A 24,099-nucleotide genomic window follows, 5' to 3' on the forward strand; every position below is an offset into this window, starting at 1 on the left:
TCGAACATCCAGAACGTTGTTCTGCAAACGGCCGGCAACGCTGGCGGTACGGCATCGTTCGACACGTCGAATATCTCGGGCGTGACGAACCTGACGGTCAAGTCGGCAGGTACGGGTCCGGATAACGTCAAGGCAGCAGCGACGACCGACATCAACGTTTCGCACCTCGCCACGTCGGGCAGCGTTGTGACGGCAGGCGGCAAGAATGTCACGGTGAACACCGCGGCTGGCAACGTCACGGTCGGTAGCATCTCGACCGCCAACGTGAATCCGGTTGGCGCAGTGAATGTGACCGCTGCAAACAACGGCAACGTTACCGTTTTTGGCGGCACGACCGTTACCGTCAACGATGCAGGCCAGAACAGCACTATCCAGATCGGCACGAACGGTTCGGCAGTCTCCGCATCGGAGCCGACGGGCGCAGTGACGGTCAACGCGACGGGTACGGGTAGCACGGTCGACATCTATGGCGGCACGGACGTTACGGTCACCTCCGCCGGTGGCAATAGCGACCAGAACGGTTACGTCCAGGTTGGTGACATCGAAAACAATGTGGTTTACGCTCCGACCGGCAACGTGACGGTGAACGTGAACCAGGCTCAAGCCGAGCAGTTCAACTTTGGCACCGGCGACTACACGGGCTACTACGGTGAAGTCGACATCCTGGGCGGCGCGAACGTCTCGGTGACGACGAACGCAGGCAGCGTCTACGTCGGTGGTACCTCCACGAACAATGGTGCATTGATCGCAGGCCAAAATCCGACCGGCACGGTCACCGTGACGGATACGGCAGGGGCTGAGGACATTGAGATCTACGGTGGCACGGATGTCAACGTCACTGCGGCGGGTGACTATGTCACGATCGGCAATGTTAACGGCAGCATTGTTGCCGCGCCGAGCGGCACGGTTACCGTGAACAACACGGCCTCGGTTGCCTTCAATGGCATCAACGGCATCAACAACTACAACGCATATGTGAACGTAGTCGGCGGCACGAACGTCGACGTCACGACGAACGCAGGTTCCGTGACCGTTGGCACGGCGGCTGGCACAGCAGGTTCGGAAGCAACCGGCACGATCAACGTGACGGATTCGTCCAGCGGCAACGTGAGCGTCTACGGCGGCACCGACGTGACGGTCAGCGCAGCAGGCGGCACGGTTATCGTCGGTAGCGATAACGCAGGCGCAAGCGCCACGGGCGACGTGTCGGTCACGCAATCGGCTGTCGAGACCGGCGGCCAGTTCGCGAGCCGCTCGGCAGTCAACGTTGTTGGCGGCGACAATGTCACGGTGAACACGACTGGTGGCAACGTCTCGGTAGGCTCGGCTGCCGCCCCGACGACGGGTGCAGTTGTGATCAACGACACGTTCGTTGGCCCGAACGTCGATGGTTTTACTGTCGTTGGCGGCACGACCGTTTCGATCAATACCACCGCCACCTCGGGCAGCATCAATGTCGGCAACGTGACGGCAGACATCGATTCGGTCACGGGCGCGCTCAAGAACGCCAGCGACTACGCTTCGGGCAACGTGACGATCGTCAACGAGTCGAAGGCAGGTACGTCGGCAGCTGGCGCATCGAATCTGTACGGCACGGGTAGCGTCAATGTCGGTACCGATGGTGCAACCTCGGTGTCGATCACGGGTGGCACGAACGCAGTCATCACCGACATCCAGACCGAGCTGTCGAAGGGTGTGAGCACGCTGTCGAACGTCTCTCTCGATCACGTCGAGGGTAACGTCAGCATCAATTCGGACGCTCTCACTTCGCTGACTGTGCTCAACGGTTCGATCGGTGGTGCGGTATACACTGTGAACAACGCCACGGCAGGCCACGATCTGGCGCTGACGCTTGGCGGCGACGCAGTCAACTCTTCCTTGTTCCTCTTTGATACGGTTGCCGACGCAACGGCTGGCGCCGTGACGGTTGCCGACAACGGTGTGGCATCGGGAGCGGTTCTGCTCGACGTTACCGCAGCAAAGAGCATCACCGTCAACACGACGGCGGCACTGACGCTTGGCGTCGACGCGGGCAGCGACCTGACGAGTGTCACGCTCAACAACAGCGCAGCGCTGAACCTGACCTACTCTCCGGGCGCAACGAACCTGGCGTCGATCAATGCGAGCGCGGCAACGGGGGCAGTCACTGTTGCAATCGATTCGACCGTGACGAGCTTCACGGGCGGCGCGGGTAACGACGTCGTCACGATCGATTCGAACAGCCTGCTCCACGCTGACGAAACGACGTACAGCACGATCTCGGGTGGCGCTGGCAACAACACGCTGGTGGCGAACTACGTAGCTCAAACGACCGATACGGCGTTGGGCAGCAACGCACACATCACCGGCTTCTCGACGCTGGCACTGGGTGATAGCGCCAAGTCGGACAGCCACACTGGCTCGGTCTATGTGGCTGGCGTGCCGGCTGTGACGGCAGTGGCTCAGGTTTCCAACCTGACCTTCTCGCAGGGCCATGACTACAACGTGAGCAACGTCGTGGGTGAGTCGATCTCCGTGACCATCACGGTCGGGGTTACGCCGCACGTCATCTCGTATCCCATTACGGCTGACACAACCGTGCAGAACGTTGCCGCTGGGCTGGCTGGCGCGATTTTGGCAGCGGGCCTTACCGGCTTCAGCGTGGCGCTCCAGACCGGGGCTATCGTCATCACTGGTCCGTCGGATGGCACGGCGTTCACGATCAGCAACACGACCCTGACCAACGCGGATCCGACTGATATTGACGCTACCGCGACCACGCCGACTCCGGCAGTTCTTGGCTCCGCTGGCACGCCGGCAGACGCAAGCTACGACGCTTCGGGCTTCACGGCTCTGCAAGTCGGCCAGACGGCAGGCGACGTGGCATTCACGAAGGTTGCTGCGGGCACGACGCTTGACGTCACGGCTTCGCAAGGCGGCGCGTCGATCGTCAACTACCTGCTGGCTAACTCGACCGGTTCCAAGGACGCTCTGTCCCTGACGGTTGGCGTGGACGGCGCAGCAGGTTCGAACGGCGTGACGACCACCGTTGCGACGACCGGCATCGAAACGCTGAACATCACGAGCGAAGGCGCTGCGAAGAGCCTGAACACCGTGACGATCGGCGACACGGGCGCGACGAGCATCGTCCTGAACGGCGACGCTAACATCGCCCTGACGCTGAAGACCGACAACCTCGGCGCGTTCGCGACCGGTGTGACGAAGGTCGACGCTTCGGCAGCTACGGGTGCAGTCAACCTGAGCGGCGTGGAACTCTCGTCGAACGGCTCGACCGTCACGGGCGGCGCTGGTCTGCTGACCGTTGCTGGCGGCGCGGATGCGGCGCACAGCGACGTGATCACCACGGGCACGGGTGGCGGCGTCATCACCATCGGCGCAGGTGGTAGCTGGGTTGCCGGTCTGACGAACGCCTACGGCGCCGGCTCGGAAACCGTGGACCTCACGGCATCGGCTTCGGCAGTGGACACGCTGGTTGTCGGCGAAAACACCGTCGCAACGTTCAACGGTTCGACCGGTGGCGTGAAGGGCTTCGAGATCACCTCGAGCGCGAAGACGACCGACCGCCTGACCGTCGTTTCGTCGAGCACCACTGTGAACGTCGTGGCTAACGCCGCATTGCAGAACGCGTCGATCGCTGGCCTGGCATACACGATTTCCAATGGCATCGTGACCTTCAGTGGCGCCGGTACGCACAACATCAGCGAGTTCAGTGCAACGGATCTGATCGCAGCAGCGCAAGCGATCGCATCTATTGCATACAGCGGTACTGACACGGTGCTCGCGTTCGTCGCAGGCGGCAACACGTACGTCGTTTCGGCAGAAGGCAACACGCTGCATGACACGTCGGTGACCGAACTGGTCGGCGTGACGGGCGTTGCAGGCTTCGGTACGACGGCAGCGGGCAACACGATCGTCCTGACCAACACCGTCGCGACCGACACCAACCTCAACGACGTGGCAACGGTTGGCGCCAAGACTCTCTCGTACGACGAGACCGGCTATGCGCGTTCCGTCCTGAACACGACGTCGGTTGGCTCGGCGACTTCGGTCTCGTTGGCGAATCTGGCCGCATCGGCTGTTCTGGAAATCGGTGCAGTTGGCGCAGCCGATCTGACCAACGTTGCTGTCTCGACGGCTCAACTCGGTACGTCGGGTTCGGACAGCCTGAGCCTCGTGTTTGACGCAGCTAACACCATCGGTAGCCTGACGGTGAGCGGCGACAACGCACTGGCGATCCAGACGAGCACGACCGGTTCGGACGTGATCAAGTCGTTCGTCGACGCAACCAACACCGTTGCAAGCATCACGGCTACGGGTACGGGTTCGCTCGAAATCGACAGCCTCACCGATACGGCGCTCAAGTCGTTCGACGCAAGCCACGTGAGCGGCACGCTGACGTTGACGGCTTCGCAAGCTGGCCTGACGATCCTCGGTGCGACGGGTGGCGACGCGATCACGGCGAACGGCGCGGCCGATACGATCACCGTTGGTTCGTCGACGGCAGCAGCAGTCGGTGCGGTTTCGCTCACCGCAAACGGTGCGGCTGACGTGATCTCGCTGAACCTCTCTGGTTCGTCGCACGTGATCCAGGCAGCGGGCGCTGGTGACACCATCACCATCGCAAGCGATAACACGGCTCTCGTGAACCTTGGTGGCACGTACAACAGCACGAGCGGGACGCTGACTACCGCGCTCGGCCACGGTGATACCGTGACGCTCAGCGGTGCCAATACCGTGACGGACAACGTGTGGCTCGGCGGCAGCTCGACGGTGAATCTCGGTTCGGCAAATCACTCGTTTGACGGGCAACTGAACCTGAGCGTGACGGGTGACGTGACGGGTGCAACGTCGACTGGCAACTTTGCTCTGACGACGGTCAACGCTGTCTTGGCGGACGCCGCTCAAGTGAACGTGACGTTCGGCAATGCGACGAACGAGTATCTGGCTTCGAACACGGGCAACCTGGCGGATTCGCTCGTGAACGTCTCTTCGGCGACGTCGTTGTCGCAGGCACTGGATCTGGCGGTCAAGCAAGCTCTCGTGCTCGACCAGCAGTCCATCGGCACGCATCACACCACGGTTGTCAATGGGGTGATCGAGCTGAATGCGAACACCGGTCTTATCACGACGTTCCAGTACGCTGGCAACACGTATGTGGTGGAAGCGGTCAACAACACGAACGCGGCAGCTGCTCACTCGGCACTTGGCGCGAACGATGTTGTGATCGAGCTGACCGGTGCTTCGGCAAGCGGCGCTACCTTCAGCAGCGGTGCCGTGCACGCGACCATCAGCGCAGGCCAGCACTTCAGCGTCTAAGTGTTAGTAGACAAGTAGCGCAGTAGTCTCTCAAACCCCGCTCCCTCGCAAGAGGGGCGGGGTTTTTTCAAATAGGCACCAAACGTTGTGAATGTCCGAAAATGAGCACGATCATCATCGACGACATCGCTTACGGTCTCACCGCCCTGAGCGAGGCCGCGAAGCCGCAACTCGCGAACGTGCAGGCGGCTGACGCTGAAATCCGGCGCTTGCAAGCGCAACTGGCCATCGCGACGCCCGCGCGCGGGTGTTAAAAAAGAGCTTTCGGCTGTGGTCTCGCACGGAGATCTTTGGCACCCGGGCTGCTGAACCAAGGGTGCAGTGCGCGTGTAGGCAGATGTGATTTGTATCACCGCAAGTATTTGCCAGCACCGTCACCTGTGCTGACGTCAACACCTCCCGAGGCATCGGTGCTCTCATACGCGTTCATGGATTCGCAGTCGCCGCAACCTATGAGGCGAATAGGGCCGGTAAACGCCGCATTTCAGGCGCGACAAGGGTTCACGGTTGGCGCGCGAATCACCCAATACCGTTTGAATCACCCAAAACAAAAAGGCCTCTGCGCTGGAGGCCTTTTAAATACTGTGGCGGAGAGACGGGGTTTCGAACCCCGGATAGGCTATTAACCTGTCCGCTCTTCCGGCTTCGACTCACTTCACGTCGACGTCCCATCCGTCTCGCGCCATACTCTCCAGGAAGCGTTCATAGTATTCGATTCCAAGGCGAGCGAGAGTGATTGGCCTCATGTCTTCGAGCGCGCGCCCCGCGTGGGAGTTTGGCGGGGCATAAGCTTTCCCTCGATGATTTACCGTCACGGCATAGACTTCTGCTGGGGCGAAATACTCGCGGGAAGCACCTCTGACTGTAGCCTTCAGCTCAGTGCCGTCGTCCAGGGTGATATTGGGCGCACGCATGAAGAGCTTGCCTTTCGGCGTGTCGAACTCGAAACGCACTCCCGCTTCGATTTTTCCGGTTATGTCCTCGCTCCTGTGCTCGTCGGCATCGCGGGCTCGCGCTAGATATTGAACGAGCGGGTCGCTCTTCAGATCCGATTGGACGGCCTTTACTTGCGGCGCATTCGTGAACCGCGGATCGCCTTTGAGTGAGGCCTGCGTTTTATTCCAGAGCCTTGTCAACCTGCCCAGGACCTCCTTCCACTGAAGGTCGAATTCTTCGACGTCACTGGCCGTTTCCATCTTTGCCAAAGCAGACCTCGCGAGATCCAGTTCGCGCCGAGCGGCGTCTAGCTTTTTGCCCACAGTGACTCCTTCCGAGAGGGCGCAAGAACATGAATAGACAGGTCAATCCAGACGCAAAAAAGCCCGCAACAATGTGCGGGCTCAATTCCGAAATTCTGATTTCCGTTCCGAATTTCGCATCCTGAAAATAAAACAGGCACCGAAGTGCCTGTTTTATAAAGAATTCTTGGGGTGGCTGATGGGACTCGAACCCACGACGACAGGAATCACAATCCTGGACTCTACCAACTGAGCTACAGCCACCGCTGTTTTTCCTAACCGGCGCTGCTTTGTGAGCGGCGTCAATCAAGAAGCAAGATTATATACACACCATTGCCGGATTGCCTAGCCCTTTATTCAAAAATTTCATCCGGAACGCGTAGATGCTGGCGGGCAGCGTCGAAGATAGCCAGGTCGGCCTTGGCCAGCTCGCGGCTATCCGACAGCACGCGTCGCCAGCCGCGCGCACCGGCCACGCCGCGATAAAGCCCCAGCGCATGGCGCGTAATCGCACCCAGGAACTGGCCGCGCGCGATTTCGCTCGCGCAGTATTCGATGAGCTTCGCTTCCACCTCTTCGCGCGTGAGCGGGGCATCGGTTGCGCCGTAGAAGCGCGCGTCGACATCGGCGAGCACATAGGGGTTGTGGTACGCCTCGCGGCCGAGCATCACGCCATCGACGTGTTGCAGATGCTGCTCCACTTCATCGAGCGTCTTGATGCCGCCGTTGATGATGATCTCGAGATGCGGAAAGTCGCGCTTGAGCTGGTACGCGTAGTCGTACTTGAGCGGCGGAATCTCGCGGTTTTCCTTCGGGCTCAGTCCCTTCAGGATCGCGTTGCGCGCGTGCACGATGAAAACCTCGCAGCCCGCATCGGCAATCGTGCCGACGAAATCCCGCACGAACGCATAATCCTCGATGGTGTCGACGCCAATGCGGTGCTTGACCGTGACCGGCACCGTGACGACGTCGCGCATCGCCTTCACGCAGTCCGCCACGAGCTGCGGCTCCTTCATCAGGCACGCGCCGAACGCGCCGCGCTGCACGCGCTCGGAAGGGCAGCCGCAATTCAGGTTGATTTCGTCGTAACCCCACTGTTCGCCGAGCTTCGCTGCGCGCGCGAGGTCGGCGGGCTCGCTGCCGCCAAGCTGGAGCGCAACCGGCGCTTCCGCGGGCGTGAAGGCAAGGTGGCGCGGCACGTCGCCGTGGAGCAGGGCACCGGTCGTCACCATTTCCGTATAGAGCCACGTGTGCTGCGAGATGAAGCGGTGCAGTGAGCGGCAGTGACGGTCCGTCCAGTCCATCATGGGCGCGACGGATACGCGGCGGGGGCTGGCTTGACGGTTGGCGGACATGGCGATAAGTGGCTGCGAACGTGGAACAACCTTGCATTTTACCGCATGTGCGGCGCGCCATTGCGGCCCTTTGCGCGCTGCGCCAATTTGCCGGTTGCAGAGCCGGAAGCGCTTCCAGAGGGCGTTCCGTGTCCGAAAGACCCTGCCGTCGTTATGTAATTCGGCGTCCGTTTTGTGCGTCGCGCAAATTTTTTGGACGCTGCTTTTAGGGTCTGTTCGTCGCTCAGCCCCGTCAGGATTGACTGACGCGATTGTTTCCGAATGCAGAATAGTAAATTCGGATTATCGCGATTATTTTCCAATAGTAGGTGTATACACTAGGTTCCGTTGACGCAGCTCATGGGTTGAGACCTCCCAGGCGCGGCGCCATCCCGATCCGCAATTGAACCTGATATTGGAGTCCACCATGAAGACCAAACTGATCGCAGCGCTGCTGGTCGCAGCCACCGCTTCTGTTGCCGCTCCGGCGTTCGCCAGCGGCTACGGCCCGGCACCGTTCTATCGCCCGGACGTCGGCGCACCCGCTTCGCAGCGTGGCCAGAGCGCCCAGACCGTCGCTGTCGAGCGCGCGCAGGAACAAGGCGGCCAGACGGCTTACGGCGGCGTCGCCGGCTCGGCTTCGCAGTCGGGCAGCCACGTGAAGGCCGCGGCCTCGCAATCGGTCTACTTCGGCCAGTAAGTCACGCTGAAGTCGCCGCGCCGCCTGCCCCCAGGCGGCGGGAAAGCCGGATGTCGTCAAGACGTCCGGCTTTTTGCGTTTTGGGTCCGTTTTTGTCCCGCCTGGGTCCGCCGCCTTGAGGGGCGTTGTTCAGGAGGCGGCGCGCACGCGCTGGTCGATCGCCTCGCGCATGCGGTCGAACGCGGCGTCGAACGCGTTGTCCTGGGTGGGGAAGCGGCCGGCGGCGATGCCATCCACGGGCACGGCGCCGCTCTCGCTGCCGGTGAGGCTGTGGATCGTCTGCGTCGAGACGAAGAAGCCGGCTTCGTGGTCGCCGTCCACGCCCGCTGTCATGTTGAACCCCATGTACTCGTAGCTGCGTCGGTTTTCCATGCCGAATTCTCCTCGTGGGCACCTGTGCGGATTCTGGCATGTCTTCGCGCGAGCGGCGCCGTGGTGGGCCGCCATCCTGCCCGCGAAGCTGCGCGAGATGCCGGCGTCCCGGGACATGCAGCGAATTCGGCATCTCCTGAAAAATTTCCGGCGCCGTGGTAGTTTCGCCGTTTCCCCAACCGCACTGATGGACAACCTTTCGATGGAACACCGCACACTCGGCGATACCGACCTCAAGGTGAGCCTGATCGGGCTCGGCACGATGACGTGGGGCGAGCAGAACACGGAGCACGAGGCGCACGAGCAGATCGACTACGCGCTCGATCACGGCGTCACGCTCATCGACGCCGCTGAGATGTACCCCGTGCCGCCGCGCCCCGAGACGCAGGGCCAGACCGAGCGCTTCATCGGGACGTGGCTCGCCCGGCACCGCTCGAAGCGTGAAAGCTTCGTGCTTGCCACGAAGATGACCGGACCGGCGCGCCAGCCGCACAATCCGCAGCACATTCGCGGGCCGCAAAACCAGTTCGACCGCAAGAACCTGACCGAGGCGCTCGATGGCAGCCTCAAGCGTCTCCAGACCGACTACGTCGATCTGTATCAACTGCACTGGCCCGACCGCAGCACGATGACGTTCGGCCGCAACGTCTATCCGTATATCGACGACGCCTATACGGTGCCGATCGAGGAAACGCTCAGCGTGCTCGCGGACTTCGTGAAGGCAGGCAAGATTCGCCGTATCGGCGTGTCGAATGAAACGCCGTGGGGCGTGGCGCAATTCCTGCGCGCCGCCGAAAAGCTCGGGCTGCCGCGCATCGTGAGCATCCAGAATCCGTATAGCCTGCTCAACCGCACGTTCGAGAGCGGCCTGTCGGAGTTCACGCACCGCGAGGGCGTGGGGCTGCTCGCCTATTCGCCGCTCGCATTCGGCTGGCTCTCGGGCAAGTACGAGGGCGGGGCACGGCCGGAAGGCGCGCGCATCACGAAGTTCGAGCGCTTCAAGCGCTACAGCAAGCCTGAAGCGGTGGCCGCGACCTCGCGCTATGTGGCGCTGGCGAGGGAACACGGCTACACGCCCGCGCAATTTGCGCTGGCGTTCGTCAACAGCCGGCCGTTCGTCACGAGCAACCTGATCGGCGCGACCTCGCTCGATCAGTTGAAGGAAAATATCGGTAGCGCCGACGTGAAGCTCTCGCCCGAACTGCTCGCGCAGATCGATGCGCTTCACGAGCAGCAGCCGAATCCGGCCCCCTGAACGCGCGCGCGGGGCCCGGCGCCTGGCGTCTTCGCGGGCCGCGCCGGGTTCGCCCCGCCGAAGGCGCTCCGCCGACGGCTTTGCACCAAAGTCGTTGGCGATTAGCAAGGCATACACTACGATCCAGCATGCGCCGCCCGGGGCGCTATCACGCGTCGCGCGCTGTGCGGGCGTGCGCCCCGGCCGGTAGCCTGGACCCAGTCTGAATTCGGAGAAACTTCACAATGACGAGCGCACGTCCCGCTCAATCGCCCCCGTCGTACGGCTGGCCCATTTTCATTCTGCTGGCGGTGGCCGGACTCTTCTACGTGAAGTGGTTTCCGTACTATCACCGCGCATTCACGGCTGAGGAAACGCATTCCATCGGCAAATCGATCCTGATGGGGGGCGCGTCCACCGCGCCCGAGCCGTCGTTCGCCGCCGCGCTCGATTACGCCTTCGCCTATGGCAAGGCGATCTGGCAGGCCATGGTGCTCGGCCTGCTGCTCGGCTCCGCCGTGCAGGCGTTGTTGCCCGTGCAGTGGGTCGCGCGCGTGCTCGGCCGGCGCGGCTTCGGCAGCGTCGCGGCGGGCGGGCTGCTCGCCGTGCCCGGCATGATGTGCACCTGCTGCGCCGCGCCCGTGGTCGTGGGCCTGCGCGCGCGCAATGCATCGGCGGGCGGGGCGATCGCATTCTGGCTCGGCAACTCCGTGCTCAATCCCGCCACGCTCGTTTTCATGGGCTTCGTGCTCGGCTGGCAGTGGAGTGCGCTGCGCCTCACGCTGGGCCTGTTGATGGTGTTCGGCCTTGGCTGGCTCTGCAACCGGCTCGTCACGCCCGAAGAAGCCCGCTCCGCCGACGACCGTCTCGCGCAGCTCGCCCAGCAGCAGGCCGAAGGCGGTAATGTCTTCGTGCGCTGGCTGCGCATCTTTACGCGCATGGCCGTGCGGCTCGTGCCCGAGTACATCGTGCTCGTGCTGCTGCTCGGCGCCGCGCGTGCGTGGCTCTTTCCGCATATCGGCCCGGAAGTCACGAGCAGTCTTGGCTGGATCATCACGTTCGCTTTTGTCGGCATGTTGTTCGTGATTCCCACGGCCGGGGAAGTGCCCATCATCCAGGCGATGCTCGCACTCGGCATGGGCGTGGGCCCGGCCGGCGCGCTCCTGATGACGTTGCCGCCCGTGAGCGTGCCGTCGTTCGCGATGCTGGCGGGCTCGTTCCGGCCGCGCATGCTCGCGATCGTCGGTACGACGGTCGTCTTGTTCGGGATCGTCGGGGGGCTCGCGACCGTGGCTCTGGGGTTCTAGCGCGACCCGCGCGGCATGGCAGGCAAGCGCCATTCATCGGGGCGCGGGCATTCAAGGTAATACGCGGACGGTTCGCCGTTCGCCAAGGAGCGGGCCTCGGCCCGAAAACCAGCATGGCACAGCAAAAAACCAATCCGAAGCTCGAACAGGCGCTCACGCGCGGCGATCTCGCCATTCGCCAGGCCAATTCGGCGCGCGCGACGGCGGTGCTGCGCGCGCTCGGCAAGATGATCGTCGAGGCGTCGGCGACCATTGGCGTCGAGGCGCACACGTCGATCCCCGACGGCGATCGCATCTACGATCCGGCCGACGGCCTCTGGCCGCAGTCGCTGCTGGTGTCGCTCGACGGCCCGGTGGAAGACTCGGACCCTGAAGAGATCCGCACGGTGCGTCTGCTCGCCCAGACGCAATCGACGATGTTCCGCGTGGAGTGGCATCGCGCCGACGGCAAGATCGGCCGCCAGGAAGGCGGTCCGTTCGCGACGGTCGCGTTTATTTCGGACGTCGATATTCCCTGGGGCGACGACGAAGACTGAGCGCCGCGTGGTGGTTGTTCGATGCCGCGCGGCGTCGCGCGGTGTCGTTCAATAGCGTTTCAACGCATCATGCGCCGGCGGAACAGCACCGAGGCAATCGCGAACGGCACCACAACGTAGATCACGAGCACGAGCAAGTGCAGGCCGGCCTGCTCGACAGGCCGGTCGAGCATGGCGGGGCGGATCAGCGCCACGGCGTGCGCGAGCGGCAGCATCAACGTGATGTGCTGCGCGGCGGCGGGCAACTGGGCGATCGGAAAGAACACGCCCGAGAGCAGCAGCATGGGCGTGAGCACCAGTGTTTGATAGAACATGAAGAAGTCGTAGGACGGCGCGAGCGCCGTCACGATCATCGCGCAGCTCGCGAACGCCAGGCCCGCGAGTGCGATCACGGGCAGCGCGAGCAGCATCGAAGGAAAGCTCGCGTAGCCGAGCAGCCCCGCCACCAGCATGATCGCTGCGCCGGAGAGCATCGACTTGCTCGCGGCCCACATGACCTCGCCCAGCACCACGTCGCCGAGTGACAGCGGCGTATGCATGATCGCTTCCCACGTGCGTTGCACGTGCATGCGCGAGAAGCCCGAGTACATCGATTCGAAGCTCGCCGACATCATCACCGAAGACGACACCGTGCCCGCCGCGAGAAACGCGATGTACGAGACGCCGTCCACGTGCCCGACCATCAGCCCGAGACCGAAGCCGAGACCGAACAGGTAGATCATCGGGTCGGCGAGATTGCCGAACATCGAGGCGATCGCGAGCTTGCGCCACACGAGATAGTTGCGTCGCCACACGGCCATCCAGTGCGTGGCGTTCGAGGGCAGCGCCGCGCGCGGTTCGCGAATAAGCGCGTGCGCGGGGCGTGCGGGCGTCGGGTCGTTGGTGCGTGTCTGCATGGTTTTTTCTTGTGCGGCCGCTTTAGTCCTGCATCTCGCGGCCCGTGAGCCGCAGGAACACGTCTTCGAGATTCGCGGGCCGGTGCAGGTAACGCAGGTCCGACCGATGACGCAGTTTCGCATGCACGGGCGCGGGGTCGTCGACGTAGCAGAACAGTGTCTCGCCGCTGATCTCCGTGCGCTTTGCGTCCTCCGCGAGTTCGTCGCGCAGCGCGGCCGGGTCCGGGCCATATACCTCGATCACGTCGCAGCCGATCTCCGATTCGATCAGCGCCTTGGGCGCGCCCTCGGCGATCTTGCGGCCTTCCTCGATCACGCACACGCGATTGCAGAGCCGCTCGGCTTCCTCCATGAAATGCGTGGTGAGCAGAATCGTCTTGCCGCGCGCGAGCAGCGAGCGCAGGCGCTCCCAGATCAGATGGCGCGCCTGCGGGTCGAGGCCCGTGGTGGGCTCGTCCATCACGAGCACGTCGGGGTCGTTGACGAGCGCGCGCGCGAGCGTGAGGCGACGGCGCATGCCGCCGGAGAGTTCGCCCACGCGCGCGTCGGCCTTGCTTTCGAGGCGTGCGAATTCGAGCAGCGGCGCGACGAGCGCTTTCGTTTCGCGCGCGGACAAGCCGAAGTAGCGGCCGAACACGAGGAGGTTCTCGCGCACGGTGAAGTCAGGGTCGAGGTTGTCGAACTGCGGCACGACGCCCACGCGCCGGCGGGCGTGGCGCGCGCGCGCCGGCACGGGCTCGCCGCACAGGCTGATGCGCCCCGCATCGGGAGACACGATGCCGAGCAGCATGCGCAGCGTGGTGGTCTTCCCCGCGCCGTTCGGGCCGAGCAGCCCGAAACATTCGCCGGGGACGACGTCGAATGACAGACCGTTGACGACCGTCCTGTCTCCGTAGTGTTTGATGACCTGCTCGAATTCGATGGCGGGTGCGGGCATGGACCGGTTGAGCGTGTGTCGATGTGCGTGAGTCGGACGAGCGTCGCGCGAATCGGGCGCAAGAGCGAACGAAATGCGCAAGAAAAATATCGCACGAAACGAGGCGGCCTATTCTAGTGCATTGCCCTGAGTCGGGTGGGCGGCGCTCTGATGCCCGGTTCAACGCTGCTTGCCATGAATGCTTGTCGCGGCAATCATTGGCGGCGCGCAAGATTCATGCGTGACGTACCGCACGCCTGGCGCTTAACGATGGCGTCCTGGCGTTTTCCAGCCCTTGCGTGCGCAATTGCGGCGCACCATCATGAGAATCGCACAGCCTGCAAATCACGCGGGCGGGGAGAAGCGATATGGCGAGCTACAAAAAAATCCTGCTGTGTTACGACGGCTCGCGCGAAGGCCGCAAGGCATTGCGTTGCGGCGCTGATCTTGCGCTCGATCTGCAAGCGGAAACGCACTTGCTCTCGGTCGTCGACATGCGCTCGACCATTGCCCAGAGCGCCGGCCTGCTCACCGATGTGGCCTGCGGCCGCTTTGAGGAAACGGCCCGCGAAATCCTTCAGGAGGGCGTTGACTGGCTGACCGAGCGTGGCGTGCACGCCCAGGGGCATTTCGCGTTCGGGCATCCGATCGACGAAATCGCGAACCTGGCCAACGAGCTCCAGGTCGACCTCGTGGTCGTGGGACATCGCTGCCGCACCGGGCTCTCGCGCTGGTGGATGGGCGCGGGCAATACGCCGCTGCTCGACCGCGTGTCGTGCAGCATTCTGGTGGCGTGCTCGTCGGCCGCCGAGGAAAAGCAGCAAGCCGCCGCAGCCTAGCGCGCGGAAAACCTGGAAAGCGCGAGCACGGGCCCGGACGATCGGGAGATCGGCGGGCCCGCCAGGCGCGAACCGGCCCGGCGGCGCATCACATGCGTGCCGGTCCGTGGTTCAGGTCAGTTCGGGTTCGGGGCGTTGCCCTTGTTCAACTCGACCGACGCGAGCTTCCACGAGAAGAGTCCATGACGCTGCAAGATGGCGGCATAGTGCTCGCCCGTGGCGCTGCGATCCCACGTGAGCGCGAACTCGTTGAGGCTGCGATAGCCCGCCGTGGTGACCGGCCGCGCTTCGGGCGCGGGATTGTCTGAAGCCGCCTGGGCGGGCGGGGAGGCCGGGGCGGCTGCGGAAGCGGGGGCCGACTGCGAACCCGCCTCCTGCGGCGGCGGCGCGTGAGGACGCTCGCCGGGCTTGCCCGTGGGCGGCATGCCGCTCAGCAGCGCGGCGACGCCCTCCGGCGTGGCATAGGCATCCACGAGCGGCCCGATCAGCGCCGCACCGATCACGGCGCCGAGAATCAGCAGCGGATTACTGCTGTGCTCCGCATGAATGCGCTCTCGCAGCATTTCGCCAACCTGCTGCTTGAGGCTCACGCGTAGCGCCGGGTAATCGACGTACTGATTGAGCGTGGCGGCGTCGCGCGCGTCGGCCGCAGCCTTCATGCGATTCACCGCGATATAGGGCGACGCGTAGGCGTAGCCGAGCGCGGCCACGAACACGGCAACCGCGACCGTGATGGCGACGGGCTTCTTCCAGTCTCGGGATTTACGTGGGGGCGTCAGGGATTCCGTCATCAAATTCGGACAAATCGTTCAAACACGGTGTTGACCGCAATCCGGCGAAAACGATCCCCGACACTGTCCCTTTTTACGTCAGAAAGGCCTTGCTGTCCCTTGTTGCCGCTTATTGCCTTGTGGCGCCGGGTGAGCGCTTATTTCGCGAGCGCCCCAGGCAGATCGCTTTGCTGCTCGGCGATGCAGCGGTCGATCGCGCGGCATACGGCGTCCACCGTACCGACCAGGATGAGCCGCGACGGGCCCTGGTAGACGCGCACGGGCGCCCGGCGCATGGGCTGCTCGGTGTTGATCGTGCTGTTGAGCGAGACGCGCGCGAACGCCGGTTGCGCCGAGGGCAGTGCGGGCAGGTCGGCCGTGCTGGCCGCCACCATCTCGGGGGTGTCTTCGAAGAGCGAGCCGTTCAGTGCGGCGGTTGTGGCGCGCACTTCGCGAACCGCGCACGAGGCGACTCCACGCAGGTGGCGCAGACGGCCGAATTGACGGAAGGGCAGCAAGCGGGCAAGGCGTTCCATGGCTCTCTCCAGAGAATGCGCGCAGGGCGCGCAAGCGGATTTATCAGAATTCGGTAGGGCGAATCAGGCCGACTGCAATGCCTTCCAGCGCGAAATCCGCGCTGCCGGCCTCGACGAAAATGTTCTCGTAGTCGGGGTTCTCGGCGATCAGCTCGACGCCGTTCGGGCGGCGCTTCAGGCGTTTGACGGTGACGTCGTCGCCCAGCCGCGCCACGATGATCTGGCCGTCTTTTGCCTCGCTTTTCTTCTGCACGGCGAGCAGGTCGCCGTCGAATATGCCGGCGTCGCGCATGGAGAGGCCGCGCACCTTCAGGAGATAGTCGGGGCGGCTCGAGAACAGCGCCGGGTCGCACATGTAGTTCTGCGAGATGTGCTCCTGCGCGAGGATCGGGCTGCCCGCCGCGACCCGGCCGACGAGCGGCAGCGAGAGCTGCATGATGCTGGCGTGCGGCAGCGTGAACTGGTGCGGCAGGTCGTCGGGCCCCGGCATGAGGCGGATGCCGCGCGAGGCGCCCGCAGCCAGTTCGATCACGCCCTTGCGCGCCAGTGCGCGCAGGTGCTCCTCGGCCGAGTTGGCCGAGCTGAAGCCGAGTTCCGCCGCGATTTCGGCGCGTGTGGGCGGGAAGCCCGTGCGCTCGATCGCCCGGCGAACCAGATCGAAAACCTGCTGCTGTCGTGCGGTGAGTTTGGTCATGGCGCCACTGTATGTTTGAACAGGTAACTGTATTTTTATACAGTATTCGCCGCTTTTCAAGTGTTACTTGAAGTTCGTCATCCGGGCGTTGCCATGACGCCGTTTTCCCGCGTTGACACGGACGAAATCGTGCTGTGACAGCGACTTCCTCTGCCCTTACCACTTTTGCGTATTAAAGAATGAAGAAACATTATTTTTAATGATGTAAGCGGATCGCTAGACTGGCCTCCATCGATAGCTGAAAACCACACACGAGAACGGAGAACAGATAGATGGGCACGACCAATACGGGGCGCGGGGGCTGGCTGAAGACGCTGGCGGCAAAACTGGTGATCGGCGTGGCGCCTCTCGCGGCGTCGTTCGCGGGCATCGCGGCGATGGCGCCCGCAACGGCTCACGCGGATACGTCGCTGCTCAACGTCTCCTACGATCCGACCCGCGAGCTGTACCAGGACATCAACGAGGCCTTCATCAAGCAGTGGAAGGCCAAAACGGGCGAAACGCTCACCATCAAGCAGTCGCACGGCGGCTCGGGCGCGCAGGCGCGCTCGGTGCTCGACGGCCTGCAAGCCGATGTCGTGACGCTGGCGCTCGCCTGGGACATCGACGCGCTCGCCAACAAGGGCATCGTCGCGAAGGACTGGCAAAAGCGCCTGCCCGACAACGCGTCGCCGTACACGTCGACCATCGTGTTCCTCGTGCGCAAGGGCAACCCCAAGCACATCAAGGACTGGGACGACCTGACCAAGCCGGGCGTGTCGATCGTCACGCCGAATCCGAAGACCTCGGGTGGCGCGCGCTGGAACTATCTCGCGGCGTGGGCGTATGCGCTGCACCAGCCGGGCGGCAACGAGCAGAAGGCGAAGGAGTTCGTCACGAAGCTCTACAAGAATGCGGGCGTGCTCGATTCGGGCGCGCGCGGCGCGACGACGAGCTTCGTGCAGCGCGATATCGGCGACGTGCTGATCGCATGGGAAAACGAAGCGTTCCTCTCGCTCAAGGAGTTCGGCCCGGAGAAGTTCGAGATCGTAGTGCCTTCGGTGAGCATTCTGGCTGAGCCGCCGGTCGCCGTGGTGGACAAGGTCGTCGACAAGAAGGGCACGCGCAAGCAGGCCGAAGCGTACTTGCAGTTCCTCTATAGCGAAGAGGGCCAGGAGATCGCGGCGAAGAACTTCTACCGTCCGCGTTCGAACAAGGTGCCGGCTGCGCTCACCGCGAAGTTTCCGAAGCTGAAGCTCTACACGGTGGACGACACGTTCGGCGGCTGGACCAACGCGCAGAAGACGCATTTCGCAGATGGCGGCGTGTTCGACTCGATCTACCAGCCGCAGTAAGGCACGCAGTTAGGCACGCAGTTAGCGAGTAACGCAGTACCGGTCGGGATCCGGCAACAACTCGACCGCATAACAATGAAGCGCGCCCAAGGGCGCGCTTTTCGGCGCCGCTCTGGAGCACAGGAAGCGCGCAACCCATGTCTGGACGATGAGCATGACGACGTTTCAATCGACGTTTCGATTACGCAAGCCCAGCGCGCTGCCGGGCTTCGGCATAACGCTCGGCATCACGGTGGCTTACCTGAGCCTCGTGGTGCTCATTCCGCTTGCCGCCACCTTCCTCAAGACGGCCACGCTCGACTGGAGCCAGTTCGTGCGTGCCGTGTGGTCGCCGCGCGTGATCGCGTCGTACCGGCTCACGTTCACGGCGGCGCTCGGCGCGGCGCTGATCAACGCGGCGTTCGGTTTCCTGCTCGCGTGGGTGCTGGTGCGCTACACGTTCCCGTTCAAGCGCGTGATCGACGCGCTCGTCGACCTGCCGTTCGCGCTGCCCACCTCCGTGGCTGGCATTTCGCTGGCCGCCGTGTATGCGGGCAATGGCTGGATCGGCCAGTACCTGCAACCGCTCGGCTTGAAGGTCGCGTTCACGCCGCTCGGCGTGCTCGTCGCGCTCACGTTCATCGGCTTGCCGTTTGTCGTGCGCACGGTGCAGCCCGTGCTCGAGGACTTCGAGCGCGAGCAGGAAGAGGCCGCCGCGTGCCTGGGCGCCTCGCGCTGGCTCACGTTCCGCCGCGTCGTGCTGCCCTCGGTGCTGCCGGCGCTCCTCACCGGCTTCGCGCTCGCGTTCGCGCGCGCGCTGGGCGAGTACGGCTCGGTCATCTTCATCGCCGGCAATGTGCCGATGAAGTCGGAGATCACGTCGCTGCTCATCATCACGAAGCTTGAACAATACGACTACGCGGGCGCCACGGCGCTCGCCGTGGTCATGCTTTGCGTCTCGTTCGTCATGCTGCTCCTCATCAATTCGTTGCAGTGGTATCTGCAACGCCGCACGAGCCGGGGTGTGTCGGCAGGCAGTGCGCCGAATGCGGTTGCGGGCGCAACGATTGCCGGAGGTGCGCAATGAGCACGCTGCCGCAACAACGAAGCGTCCGGCGGCCGGACCCCGTCACCGAAGCGCCGTGGGTGCGCTGGCTCCTGACCGGCGTTTCGCTCGTGTTTCTCGCGCTGTTTCTGGTGGTGCCGCTCGTCGCCGTGTTCTGGCAGGCGCTCTCGAAGGGCATCGGTTTCTATTTCGAGTCGCTCGCCGACCCCGACGCGCTCGCCGCGATCAAGCTCACGCTGATCACCGCGGCGATCGCCGTGCCGCTCAATCTGGCGTTCGGCCTCGCCGCCTCGTGGGCGATCGCGAAGTTCGAGTTTCGCGGCAAGGCGCTGCTCACCACGCTGATCGACCTGCCGTTCTCGGTGTCGCCCGTGATCTCGGGCCTCATCTACGTGCTGCTGTTCGGCGCGCAGGGCTGGCTCGGGCCGTGGCTCGAAGACCATAACGTGCAGATCATCTTCGCCGTGCCCGGCATCGTGCTCGCGACGATCTTCGTGACGTTCCCGTTCGTCGCGCGCGAACTGATTCCGCTGATGCAGGCGCAAGGCAACGACGAGGAAGAGGCCGCGCACGTGCTGGGCGCCTCGGGCTGGCAGATGTTCCGCCGCGTGACGCTGCCCAATATCCGCTGGGGCTTGCTGTACGGCGTGATTCTTTGCAATGCGCGCGCGATGGGCGAGTTCGGCGCGGTTTCGGTGGTGTCGGGCCATATTCGCGGCCAGACCGACACGATGCCGCTGCATGTGGAAATCCTCTACAACGAATACAACTTCGCGGCGGCGTTCGCCGTGGCCTCGCTGCTCGCGTTGCTCGCGCTCGTGACGCTGGGCCTGAAGCTGCTCGCTGAGCGCCGCCTGTCGGCCGAGCTGCGCGGCGCGGACGACGTTCCCGCGCACGCCGGGCCGCCTGCGGCCGCGTACGCACAAGCTTCGCAGCAACCCTCGCAAGCCGCTGCCGCCGCGCCGCGCGCCGCGCGTCAACCGATTCAAGTGGGAGAGCAGTAACATGGGCATCACCGTCAGCAATCTGCAAAAGCGCTTCGGCGATTTCACCGCCCTCGACAACGTCTCGCTCGACTTTCCGCCGGGCGAACTCGTCGCATTGCTCGGCCCCTCCGGTTGTGGCAAGACCACGCTGCTGCGCGTGATCGCGGGTCTCGAGTACGCTGATGCGGGCCAGGTCGTGCTGCAAGGTCAGGACGTGGGCGAAGTGGGGGCGCGTGAGCGTCAGGTCGGCTTCGTGTTTCAGCATTACGCGCTTTTTCGCCACATGACGGTGTTCGAGAACGTGGCGTTCGGCCTGCGCGTGAAGCCGCGCAACGAGCGGCCCTCGGAAGCCGTGATTCGCGAAAAGGTGCATGAGCTGCTCAAGCTCGTGCAGCTCGACTGGCTCGCGCAGCGCTATCCGTCCGAGCTTTCGGGCGGCCAGCGTCAACGTATCGCACTCGCTCGCGCGCTCGCCGTGGAGCCGAAGGTGCTGCTGCTCGACGAGCCGTTCGGCGCGCTGGACGCCAAGGTGCGCAAGGAACTGCGCTCGTGGCTGCGCCGCCTGCACGACGACCTGCACATCTCGACGATCTTCGTGACGCACGACCAGGAAGAGGCGCTCGAAGTGGCCGACCGCATCGTCGTGATGAATCACGGGCATGTGGAGCAGGTGGGCAGCCCGCAGGACGTCTACGATCATCCGCAAACTGCTTTCGTCTACGAATTCCTCGGCGCGGCGAACCGGCTGCGCGGGCGCGTGGACGGGCGCGGCTTCGTGGCCGACGGCGCCGCGCAGCCGATCTCGGTGCACGCAAGCTTCGAAGGCCCGGCGCTCGCCTATGTGCGGCCGCACGACCTCGTGCTGCATCGCGAGGCGAGCGACCATCGCGACGGCATCGTCGTGGATGTGCGCCGCGTCGTGACGCTTGGCGGCTCGGTGCGCGTGGAGCTGGAAAGCCGCACGGGCGGTGCGCTGGAAGCCGAGCTCGACCGCGAGTCGTGGCGCGCGCTCGGCCTGGCGGTGGGCGAGGGCGTGACGGCGGTGCCGCGCGGGCTGCGCGTATTCCCCGCGCAATGAAGGTATAGAAAGCGGCGTAAAGCACGCGCAATGAGCGTTACAGTGCTTGCATCGACTAAAACGAATAATCGGTCAGCAGTATCGGAGAGAAGACCATGAATTTTCAGCAGTTGCGTTTCGTGCGCGAAGCCGTACGGCAGAACATGAACCTGACCGAAGTGGCGAACGTGCTGTACACGTCGCAGTCGGGTGTTTCCAAGCAGATCAAGGATCTCGAGGACGAGCTCGGCGTGGATATCTTTATCCGCCGCGGCAAGCGTCTGACCGGTCTCACGGAGCCGGGCAAGGCGGTGCATCAACTGATCGAGCGCATGCTGCTCGACGCCGAAAACCTGCGCCGCGTGGCGCGCCAGTTCGCGGACCAGGACAGCGGCCACCTCGTGGTGGCGACGACCCACACGCAGGCGCGCTACGCGCTGCCCAAGGTCGTGCACCAGTTCCGCGAGGTGTTCCCGAAGGTCCATCTCGCGCTGCGCCAGGGCAACCCGCAGCAGATCGCGCAGATGATCATCAACGGCGAGGCCGACATCGGCATTTCGACCGAGGCGCTCGACCGCTTCCCGGACATCGTGACGTTCCCGTGCTATTCGTGGCACCACGTGGTTGTGGTGCCGAAGACGCACCCGCTCGTGGGCCGCGAAAACCTCACGCTCGAAGACGTGGCCGAGTATCCGATCATCACCTATGACCAGGACTTCACGGGCCGCTCGCATATCGACCAGGCGTTCGCCAAGGTCGGCGTGGTGCCCGACGTGGTGCTCACCGCCATCGACGCCGACGTGATCAAGACCTACGTCGAACTGGGCATGGGCGTGGGCGTGGTCGCGGCAATGGCCTACGACCCGAAGCGCGACACCGAACTCGTCGCGCTCGACACGGAGCATCTGTTCGAGGCGAGCACGACGCGCGTCGGTCTGCGCAAGGGCGCGTTTCTGCGCCAGTACGCGTACCGGCTCATCGAGATGTTCGCGCCGCAGCTCTCCGAGCAGCAGATCGCGAGCCAGTTGCGCGAGGTGGGTTAAAGACGGACGGATTTTCCCCGGTGGCGGCGGATCGCTTAAAATCGCCGCCATGAATACTTCCGTTTCGACTTCCTCATCGGCGGCGGCGGGCCGGCCGCTCCCGTGCATCGCCGTGCTCGCCACGGGCGGCACCATTGCGGGCTCCGCGGCCGACGCCGCGAACACCGCCGGCTACCAGGCGGGCGTGATCGGCGTCGCGCAACTGCTGGCGGCCGTGCCGGGTCTCGACGCCGTCGCGCGGATTCACGCCGAGCAGGTCGCGAGCATCGACAGCAAGGACATGTCGCTCGCGCTATGGAGCACGCTCGCGCAGCGCGTGAACGAACTGCTCGCGAGCGACGACATCGACGGCGTGGTGATCACGCACGGCACCGACACGCTCGAAGAAACGGCGTACCTGCTGCAACTCACGGTGAAGAGCGCGAAGCCCTGCGTGCTGACGGCGGCGATGCGGCCGGCCACGGCGCTCTCGGCCGACGGTCCGCTCAATCTGCTCAACGCCGTTACGCTTGCCGCGAGCGAGGCGGCGGCGGGGCAGGGCGTGCTCGTGGCGTTCAACAACCGCATTCACTGCGCGCGCGACGTCGCGAAGTTCAGCACCTATGCGGTGGACGCGTTCCAGTCGCCTGAAATCGGCGCGCTGGGCTGGGTGCAGGATGGCCGGGTGGAATTCCAGCGCCGCGCGCTGCGCCCGCATACGGTCGATGCGCCGTTCAGCGCAAACGTGCCATGGCCGCAGGTCGAGATCGTGACGAGTTACGCGGGCGTCTCGCGCGCGGCCGTCGAAGCGCTCGTGGCCGCGGGGGTGGACGGTCTCGTCGTGGCGGGCACCGGCAACGGCTCGATTCACGGCGCGTTGCAGCAGGCGCTGGCCGAGGCCGCGAGCAAGGGCGTGCCCGTGGTGCGCGCCTCGCGCGTGGGCTCGGGCCATGTCATGCATAACGGCGCGGCGAAGGACGATGCGCTCGGCTTTGTTTCCTCCGGCACGCTCAGTCCGTACAAGTCGCGTGTGCTGCTGCTGCTCGCGCTTGCCGCCGGCATGACCGACAAGGCGTCGTTGCAGCACGTATTCGATACGTTCTGATGTAAAAGCGCGTTAAAAGCGCGAAGCAGCACGAAATCTCGCGTGAAAGCAAACGGGCCTGGCGTATCTTCGCCAGGCCCGTTTCGTTTGCGGCCGTGCCCGGGTGTGCTTACCGGAGCGGCGGAATCACAAGCACCTGGCCGGGATAGATCTTGTCCGGGCTCTTGAGCATCGGCGTGTTCGCCTGGAAGATCGCGTCGTTCCTCGCGCCGCTGCCGTAGTACTTCTCGGCGATCTTCCAGAGGTTGTCGCCGGACACCACCGTGTGGTGCTGCGCCTGGGCGGCCGGATTCGTCACGGTCATCTGGTCGTCGACCTTGTCGACGTTCTGCACATTGCCTGCCGCGACGAGAATCTTCTCTTTCGTCGGCTGGTCGGCGGCGTTGCCGGTGACCGTCACGGTGTGCGAGACGCCGTCGTAGACCACGCCGAGGTTGTCGGCGTCGAGACCCTGCGAGCGGATATAGGCCGCGATCGCGTCGCCGGCCTTCTGGTTCAGCGCGGCGAGATTGGCAGCGGCGTTGGCCGGTGCCGCGGCCGGTTGTGCGGCGGCGGGCGTTGCGACCGCACCGAACAGCTTTTCGCCGGCTTCCTTGATGAAATTGACGATGCCCATCGATCACACTCCTCACGTGCTGGAAATGACTGGGTGTTCACGCGTTCGCGTCCACCTTGACCCGTCTGCATGACAGCCGGATGAAAGCACGATTCTAGAAACGCGGTCGTGAAGGCGTCCATCGGAGCCGCGTCAAAGAGTGTGAAACGTCGGGGGAATGCAGGAGCAAAACAAAAAGGGCATCCGACGCGCGGACACCCGATGACGACGTCTGACCGACCAAGGCTTCCCCGTCGTCACCGGGCG

The 24,099-nt window shown here is 64.2% G+C and carries 22 protein-coding genes and 1 tRNA gene; 13 read left to right on the plus strand and 10 right to left on the minus strand.

The window, feature by feature from the left end:
• Positions 1-81 precede the first annotated feature (81 nt).
• Positions 82-5,316 (plus strand): beta strand repeat-containing protein, encoded by a 5,235-nt coding sequence (locus C7401_RS36530; RefSeq protein WP_146758059.1) that lies wholly within the window; start codon positions 82-84, stop codon positions 5,314-5,316.
• A 101-nt stretch (positions 5,317-5,417) separates the two neighbouring features.
• Entirely contained in the window at positions 5,418-5,570 is a 153-nt protein-coding gene (locus tag C7401_RS45185) for a DUF6447 family protein (protein ID WP_181565785.1), read from the plus strand.
• Between the two features lie 396 nt (positions 5,571-5,966).
• On the opposite strand, the gene C7401_RS36535 is transcribed toward C7401_RS45185, so the two are convergent.
• The 3 genes from C7401_RS36535 to dusA form a co-directional block, all read right to left on the minus strand.
• Positions 5,967-6,575, minus strand: coding sequence for a hypothetical protein (locus C7401_RS36535; RefSeq protein ID WP_112176915.1), 609 nt, complete (start codon positions 6,573-6,575; stop codon positions 5,967-5,969).
• A 167-nt stretch (positions 6,576-6,742) separates the two neighbouring features.
• A tRNA-His gene (locus C7401_RS36540) sits at positions 6,743-6,818 on the minus strand.
• Positions 6,819-6,907: 89 nt separating this feature from the next.
• Positions 6,908-7,909: a tRNA dihydrouridine(20/20a) synthase DusA gene (gene dusA / locus C7401_RS36545; RefSeq protein WP_112176916.1), complete on the minus strand. Its 1,002-nt coding sequence runs from the start codon at positions 7,907-7,909 to the stop codon at positions 6,908-6,910.
• Positions 7,910-8,315: 406 nt separating this feature from the next.
• Here dusA and C7401_RS36550 point away from each other — a divergent pair, with 406 nt between their 5' ends.
• A complete protein-coding gene (locus C7401_RS36550; RefSeq protein WP_112176917.1) occupies positions 8,316-8,588 on the plus strand; it encodes a hypothetical protein in 273 nt (90 codons plus the stop codon).
• 129 nt (positions 8,589-8,717) lie between these two features.
• Here C7401_RS36550 and C7401_RS36555 read toward each other — a convergent pair whose 3' ends face one another.
• Positions 8,718-8,960, minus strand: a complete 243-nt coding sequence (locus C7401_RS36555) for a hypothetical protein (RefSeq protein WP_112176918.1) — start codon at positions 8,958-8,960, stop codon at positions 8,718-8,720.
• A gap of 202 nt (positions 8,961-9,162) precedes the next feature.
• Between C7401_RS36555 and C7401_RS36560 the strand changes: the two genes are divergently transcribed.
• The 3 genes from C7401_RS36560 (at position 9,163) to C7401_RS36570 (ending at position 12,037) form a co-directional block, all read left to right on the plus strand.
• Positions 9,163-10,215 carry an NADP(H)-dependent aldo-keto reductase gene (locus tag C7401_RS36560; protein WP_112176994.1) on the plus strand — a complete coding sequence of 351 codons (1,053 nt, stop codon included), beginning with the start codon at positions 9,163-9,165 and terminating at the stop codon, positions 10,213-10,215.
• Positions 10,216-10,439: 224 nt separating this feature from the next.
• Positions 10,440-11,501 (plus strand): permease, encoded by a 1,062-nt coding sequence (locus C7401_RS36565; protein WP_112176919.1) that lies wholly within the window; start codon positions 10,440-10,442, stop codon positions 11,499-11,501.
• Between the two features lie 113 nt (positions 11,502-11,614).
• Positions 11,615-12,037: a hypothetical protein gene (locus C7401_RS36570; RefSeq protein ID WP_112176920.1), complete on the plus strand. Its 423-nt coding sequence runs from the start codon at positions 11,615-11,617 to the stop codon at positions 12,035-12,037.
• A 59-nt stretch (positions 12,038-12,096) separates the two neighbouring features.
• Here C7401_RS36570 and nodJ read toward each other — a convergent pair whose 3' ends face one another.
• On the minus strand, positions 12,097-12,933 hold the full coding sequence (gene nodJ / locus C7401_RS36575) for an ABC transporter permease (RefSeq protein ID WP_112176921.1): 837 nt from the start codon (positions 12,931-12,933) through the stop codon (positions 12,097-12,099).
• A gap of 22 nt (positions 12,934-12,955) precedes the next feature.
• The gene (gene nodI, locus C7401_RS36580; RefSeq protein WP_112176922.1) at positions 12,956-13,870 is read right to left on the minus strand and encodes a nodulation factor ABC transporter ATP-binding protein NodI; all 915 of its coding nucleotides are present in this window, start codon (positions 13,868-13,870) and stop codon (positions 12,956-12,958) included.
• A 347-nt stretch (positions 13,871-14,217) separates the two neighbouring features.
• On the opposite strand from nodI, the gene C7401_RS36585 reads away from it, so the two are divergent.
• The gene (locus tag C7401_RS36585) at positions 14,218-14,688 is read left to right on the plus strand and encodes a universal stress protein (RefSeq protein WP_112176923.1); all 471 of its coding nucleotides are present in this window, start codon (positions 14,218-14,220) and stop codon (positions 14,686-14,688) included.
• A 116-nt stretch (positions 14,689-14,804) separates the two neighbouring features.
• Here C7401_RS36585 and C7401_RS36590 read toward each other — a convergent pair whose 3' ends face one another.
• From C7401_RS36590 to lexA, 3 genes are all read right to left on the minus strand, one after another.
• On the minus strand, positions 14,805-15,479 hold the full coding sequence (locus tag C7401_RS36590) for a DUF2939 domain-containing protein (protein WP_112176924.1): 675 nt from the start codon (positions 15,477-15,479) through the stop codon (positions 14,805-14,807).
• A 137-nt stretch (positions 15,480-15,616) separates the two neighbouring features.
• The gene (locus C7401_RS36595) at positions 15,617-15,994 is read right to left on the minus strand and encodes a hypothetical protein (protein ID WP_112176925.1); all 378 of its coding nucleotides are present in this window, start codon (positions 15,992-15,994) and stop codon (positions 15,617-15,619) included.
• A gap of 43 nt (positions 15,995-16,037) precedes the next feature.
• Positions 16,038-16,688 (minus strand): transcriptional repressor LexA, encoded by a 651-nt coding sequence (gene lexA, locus C7401_RS36600; RefSeq protein ID WP_112176926.1) that lies wholly within the window; start codon positions 16,686-16,688, stop codon positions 16,038-16,040.
• 272 nt (positions 16,689-16,960) lie between these two features.
• Here lexA and C7401_RS36605 point away from each other — a divergent pair, with 272 nt between their 5' ends.
• From C7401_RS36605 to C7401_RS36630, 6 genes are all read left to right on the plus strand, one after another.
• Positions 16,961-18,022 (plus strand): sulfate ABC transporter substrate-binding protein, encoded by a 1,062-nt coding sequence (locus C7401_RS36605; RefSeq protein WP_112176927.1) that lies wholly within the window; start codon positions 16,961-16,963, stop codon positions 18,020-18,022.
• Between the two features lie 154 nt (positions 18,023-18,176).
• A complete protein-coding gene (cysT, locus tag C7401_RS36610) occupies positions 18,177-19,088 on the plus strand; it encodes a sulfate ABC transporter permease subunit CysT (protein WP_112176928.1) in 912 nt (303 codons plus the stop codon).
• Entirely contained in the window at positions 19,085-20,071 is a 987-nt protein-coding gene (cysW, locus tag C7401_RS36615; protein ID WP_112176929.1) for a sulfate ABC transporter permease subunit CysW, read from the plus strand. The genes cysT and cysW overlap by 4 nt, the downstream gene beginning before the upstream one ends.
• Position 20,072: 1 nt before the next feature.
• Entirely contained in the window at positions 20,073-21,131 is a 1,059-nt protein-coding gene (locus C7401_RS36620; RefSeq protein ID WP_112176930.1) for a sulfate/molybdate ABC transporter ATP-binding protein, read from the plus strand.
• A gap of 95 nt (positions 21,132-21,226) precedes the next feature.
• The gene (locus C7401_RS36625; protein WP_112176931.1) at positions 21,227-22,153 is read left to right on the plus strand and encodes a CysB family HTH-type transcriptional regulator; all 927 of its coding nucleotides are present in this window, start codon (positions 21,227-21,229) and stop codon (positions 22,151-22,153) included.
• A 49-nt stretch (positions 22,154-22,202) separates the two neighbouring features.
• Positions 22,203-23,237, plus strand: a complete 1,035-nt coding sequence (locus tag C7401_RS36630; protein WP_112176932.1) for an asparaginase — start codon at positions 22,203-22,205, stop codon at positions 23,235-23,237.
• Positions 23,238-23,346: 109 nt separating this feature from the next.
• Here C7401_RS36630 and lysM read toward each other — a convergent pair whose 3' ends face one another.
• A complete protein-coding gene (gene lysM / locus C7401_RS36635; RefSeq protein WP_112176933.1) occupies positions 23,347-23,853 on the minus strand; it encodes a peptidoglycan-binding protein LysM in 507 nt (168 codons plus the stop codon).
• Positions 23,854-24,099: the final 246 nt, after the last annotated feature.

This window comes from Paraburkholderia unamae, from assembly GCF_003268775.1.
Lineage (GTDB): Bacteria > Pseudomonadota > Gammaproteobacteria > Burkholderiales > Burkholderiaceae > Paraburkholderia > Paraburkholderia unamae.

Coding starts and splice junctions, on each gene's coding strand:
- C7401_RS36550 (WP_112176917.1), top strand. CDS start 8,316: ATGAAGACCAAACTGATCGCAGCGCTGCTGGTCGCAGCCACCGCTTCT.
- cysT (WP_112176928.1), top strand. CDS start 18,177: ATGACGACGTTTCAATCGACGTTTCGATTACGCAAGCCCAGCGCGCTG.
- C7401_RS36570 (WP_112176920.1), top strand. CDS start 11,615: ATGGCACAGCAAAAAACCAATCCGAAGCTCGAACAGGCGCTCACGCGC.
- lysM (WP_112176933.1), bottom strand. CDS start 23,853: ATGGGCATCGTCAATTTCATCAAGGAAGCCGGCGAAAAGCTGTTCGGT.
- C7401_RS36595 (WP_112176925.1), bottom strand. CDS start 15,994: ATGGAACGCCTTGCCCGCTTGCTGCCCTTCCGTCAATTCGGCCGTCTG.
- C7401_RS36625 (WP_112176931.1), top strand. CDS start 21,227: ATGAATTTTCAGCAGTTGCGTTTCGTGCGCGAAGCCGTACGGCAGAAC.
- C7401_RS36555 (WP_112176918.1), bottom strand. CDS start 8,960: ATGGAAAACCGACGCAGCTACGAGTACATGGGGTTCAACATGACAGCG.
- C7401_RS36620 (WP_112176930.1), top strand. CDS start 20,073: ATGGGCATCACCGTCAGCAATCTGCAAAAGCGCTTCGGCGATTTCACC.
- C7401_RS45185 (WP_181565785.1), top strand. CDS start 5,418: ATGAGCACGATCATCATCGACGACATCGCTTACGGTCTCACCGCCCTG.
- C7401_RS36565 (WP_112176919.1), top strand. CDS start 10,440: ATGACGAGCGCACGTCCCGCTCAATCGCCCCCGTCGTACGGCTGGCCC.
- C7401_RS36630 (WP_112176932.1), top strand. CDS start 22,203: ATGAATACTTCCGTTTCGACTTCCTCATCGGCGGCGGCGGGCCGGCCG.
- nodI (WP_112176922.1), bottom strand. CDS start 13,870: ATGCCCGCACCCGCCATCGAATTCGAGCAGGTCATCAAACACTACGGA.
- C7401_RS36585 (WP_112176923.1), top strand. CDS start 14,218: ATGGCGAGCTACAAAAAAATCCTGCTGTGTTACGACGGCTCGCGCGAA.
- cysW (WP_112176929.1), top strand. CDS start 19,085: ATGAGCACGCTGCCGCAACAACGAAGCGTCCGGCGGCCGGACCCCGTC.
- C7401_RS36560 (WP_112176994.1), top strand. CDS start 9,163: ATGGAACACCGCACACTCGGCGATACCGACCTCAAGGTGAGCCTGATC.
- C7401_RS36590 (WP_112176924.1), bottom strand. CDS start 15,479: ATGACGGAATCCCTGACGCCCCCACGTAAATCCCGAGACTGGAAGAAG.
- lexA (WP_112176926.1), bottom strand. CDS start 16,688: ATGACCAAACTCACCGCACGACAGCAGCAGGTTTTCGATCTGGTTCGC.
- dusA (WP_112176916.1), bottom strand. CDS start 7,909: ATGTCCGCCAACCGTCAAGCCAGCCCCCGCCGCGTATCCGTCGCGCCC.
- C7401_RS36605 (WP_112176927.1), top strand. CDS start 16,961: ATGGGCACGACCAATACGGGGCGCGGGGGCTGGCTGAAGACGCTGGCG.
- nodJ (WP_112176921.1), bottom strand. CDS start 12,933: ATGCAGACACGCACCAACGACCCGACGCCCGCACGCCCCGCGCACGCG.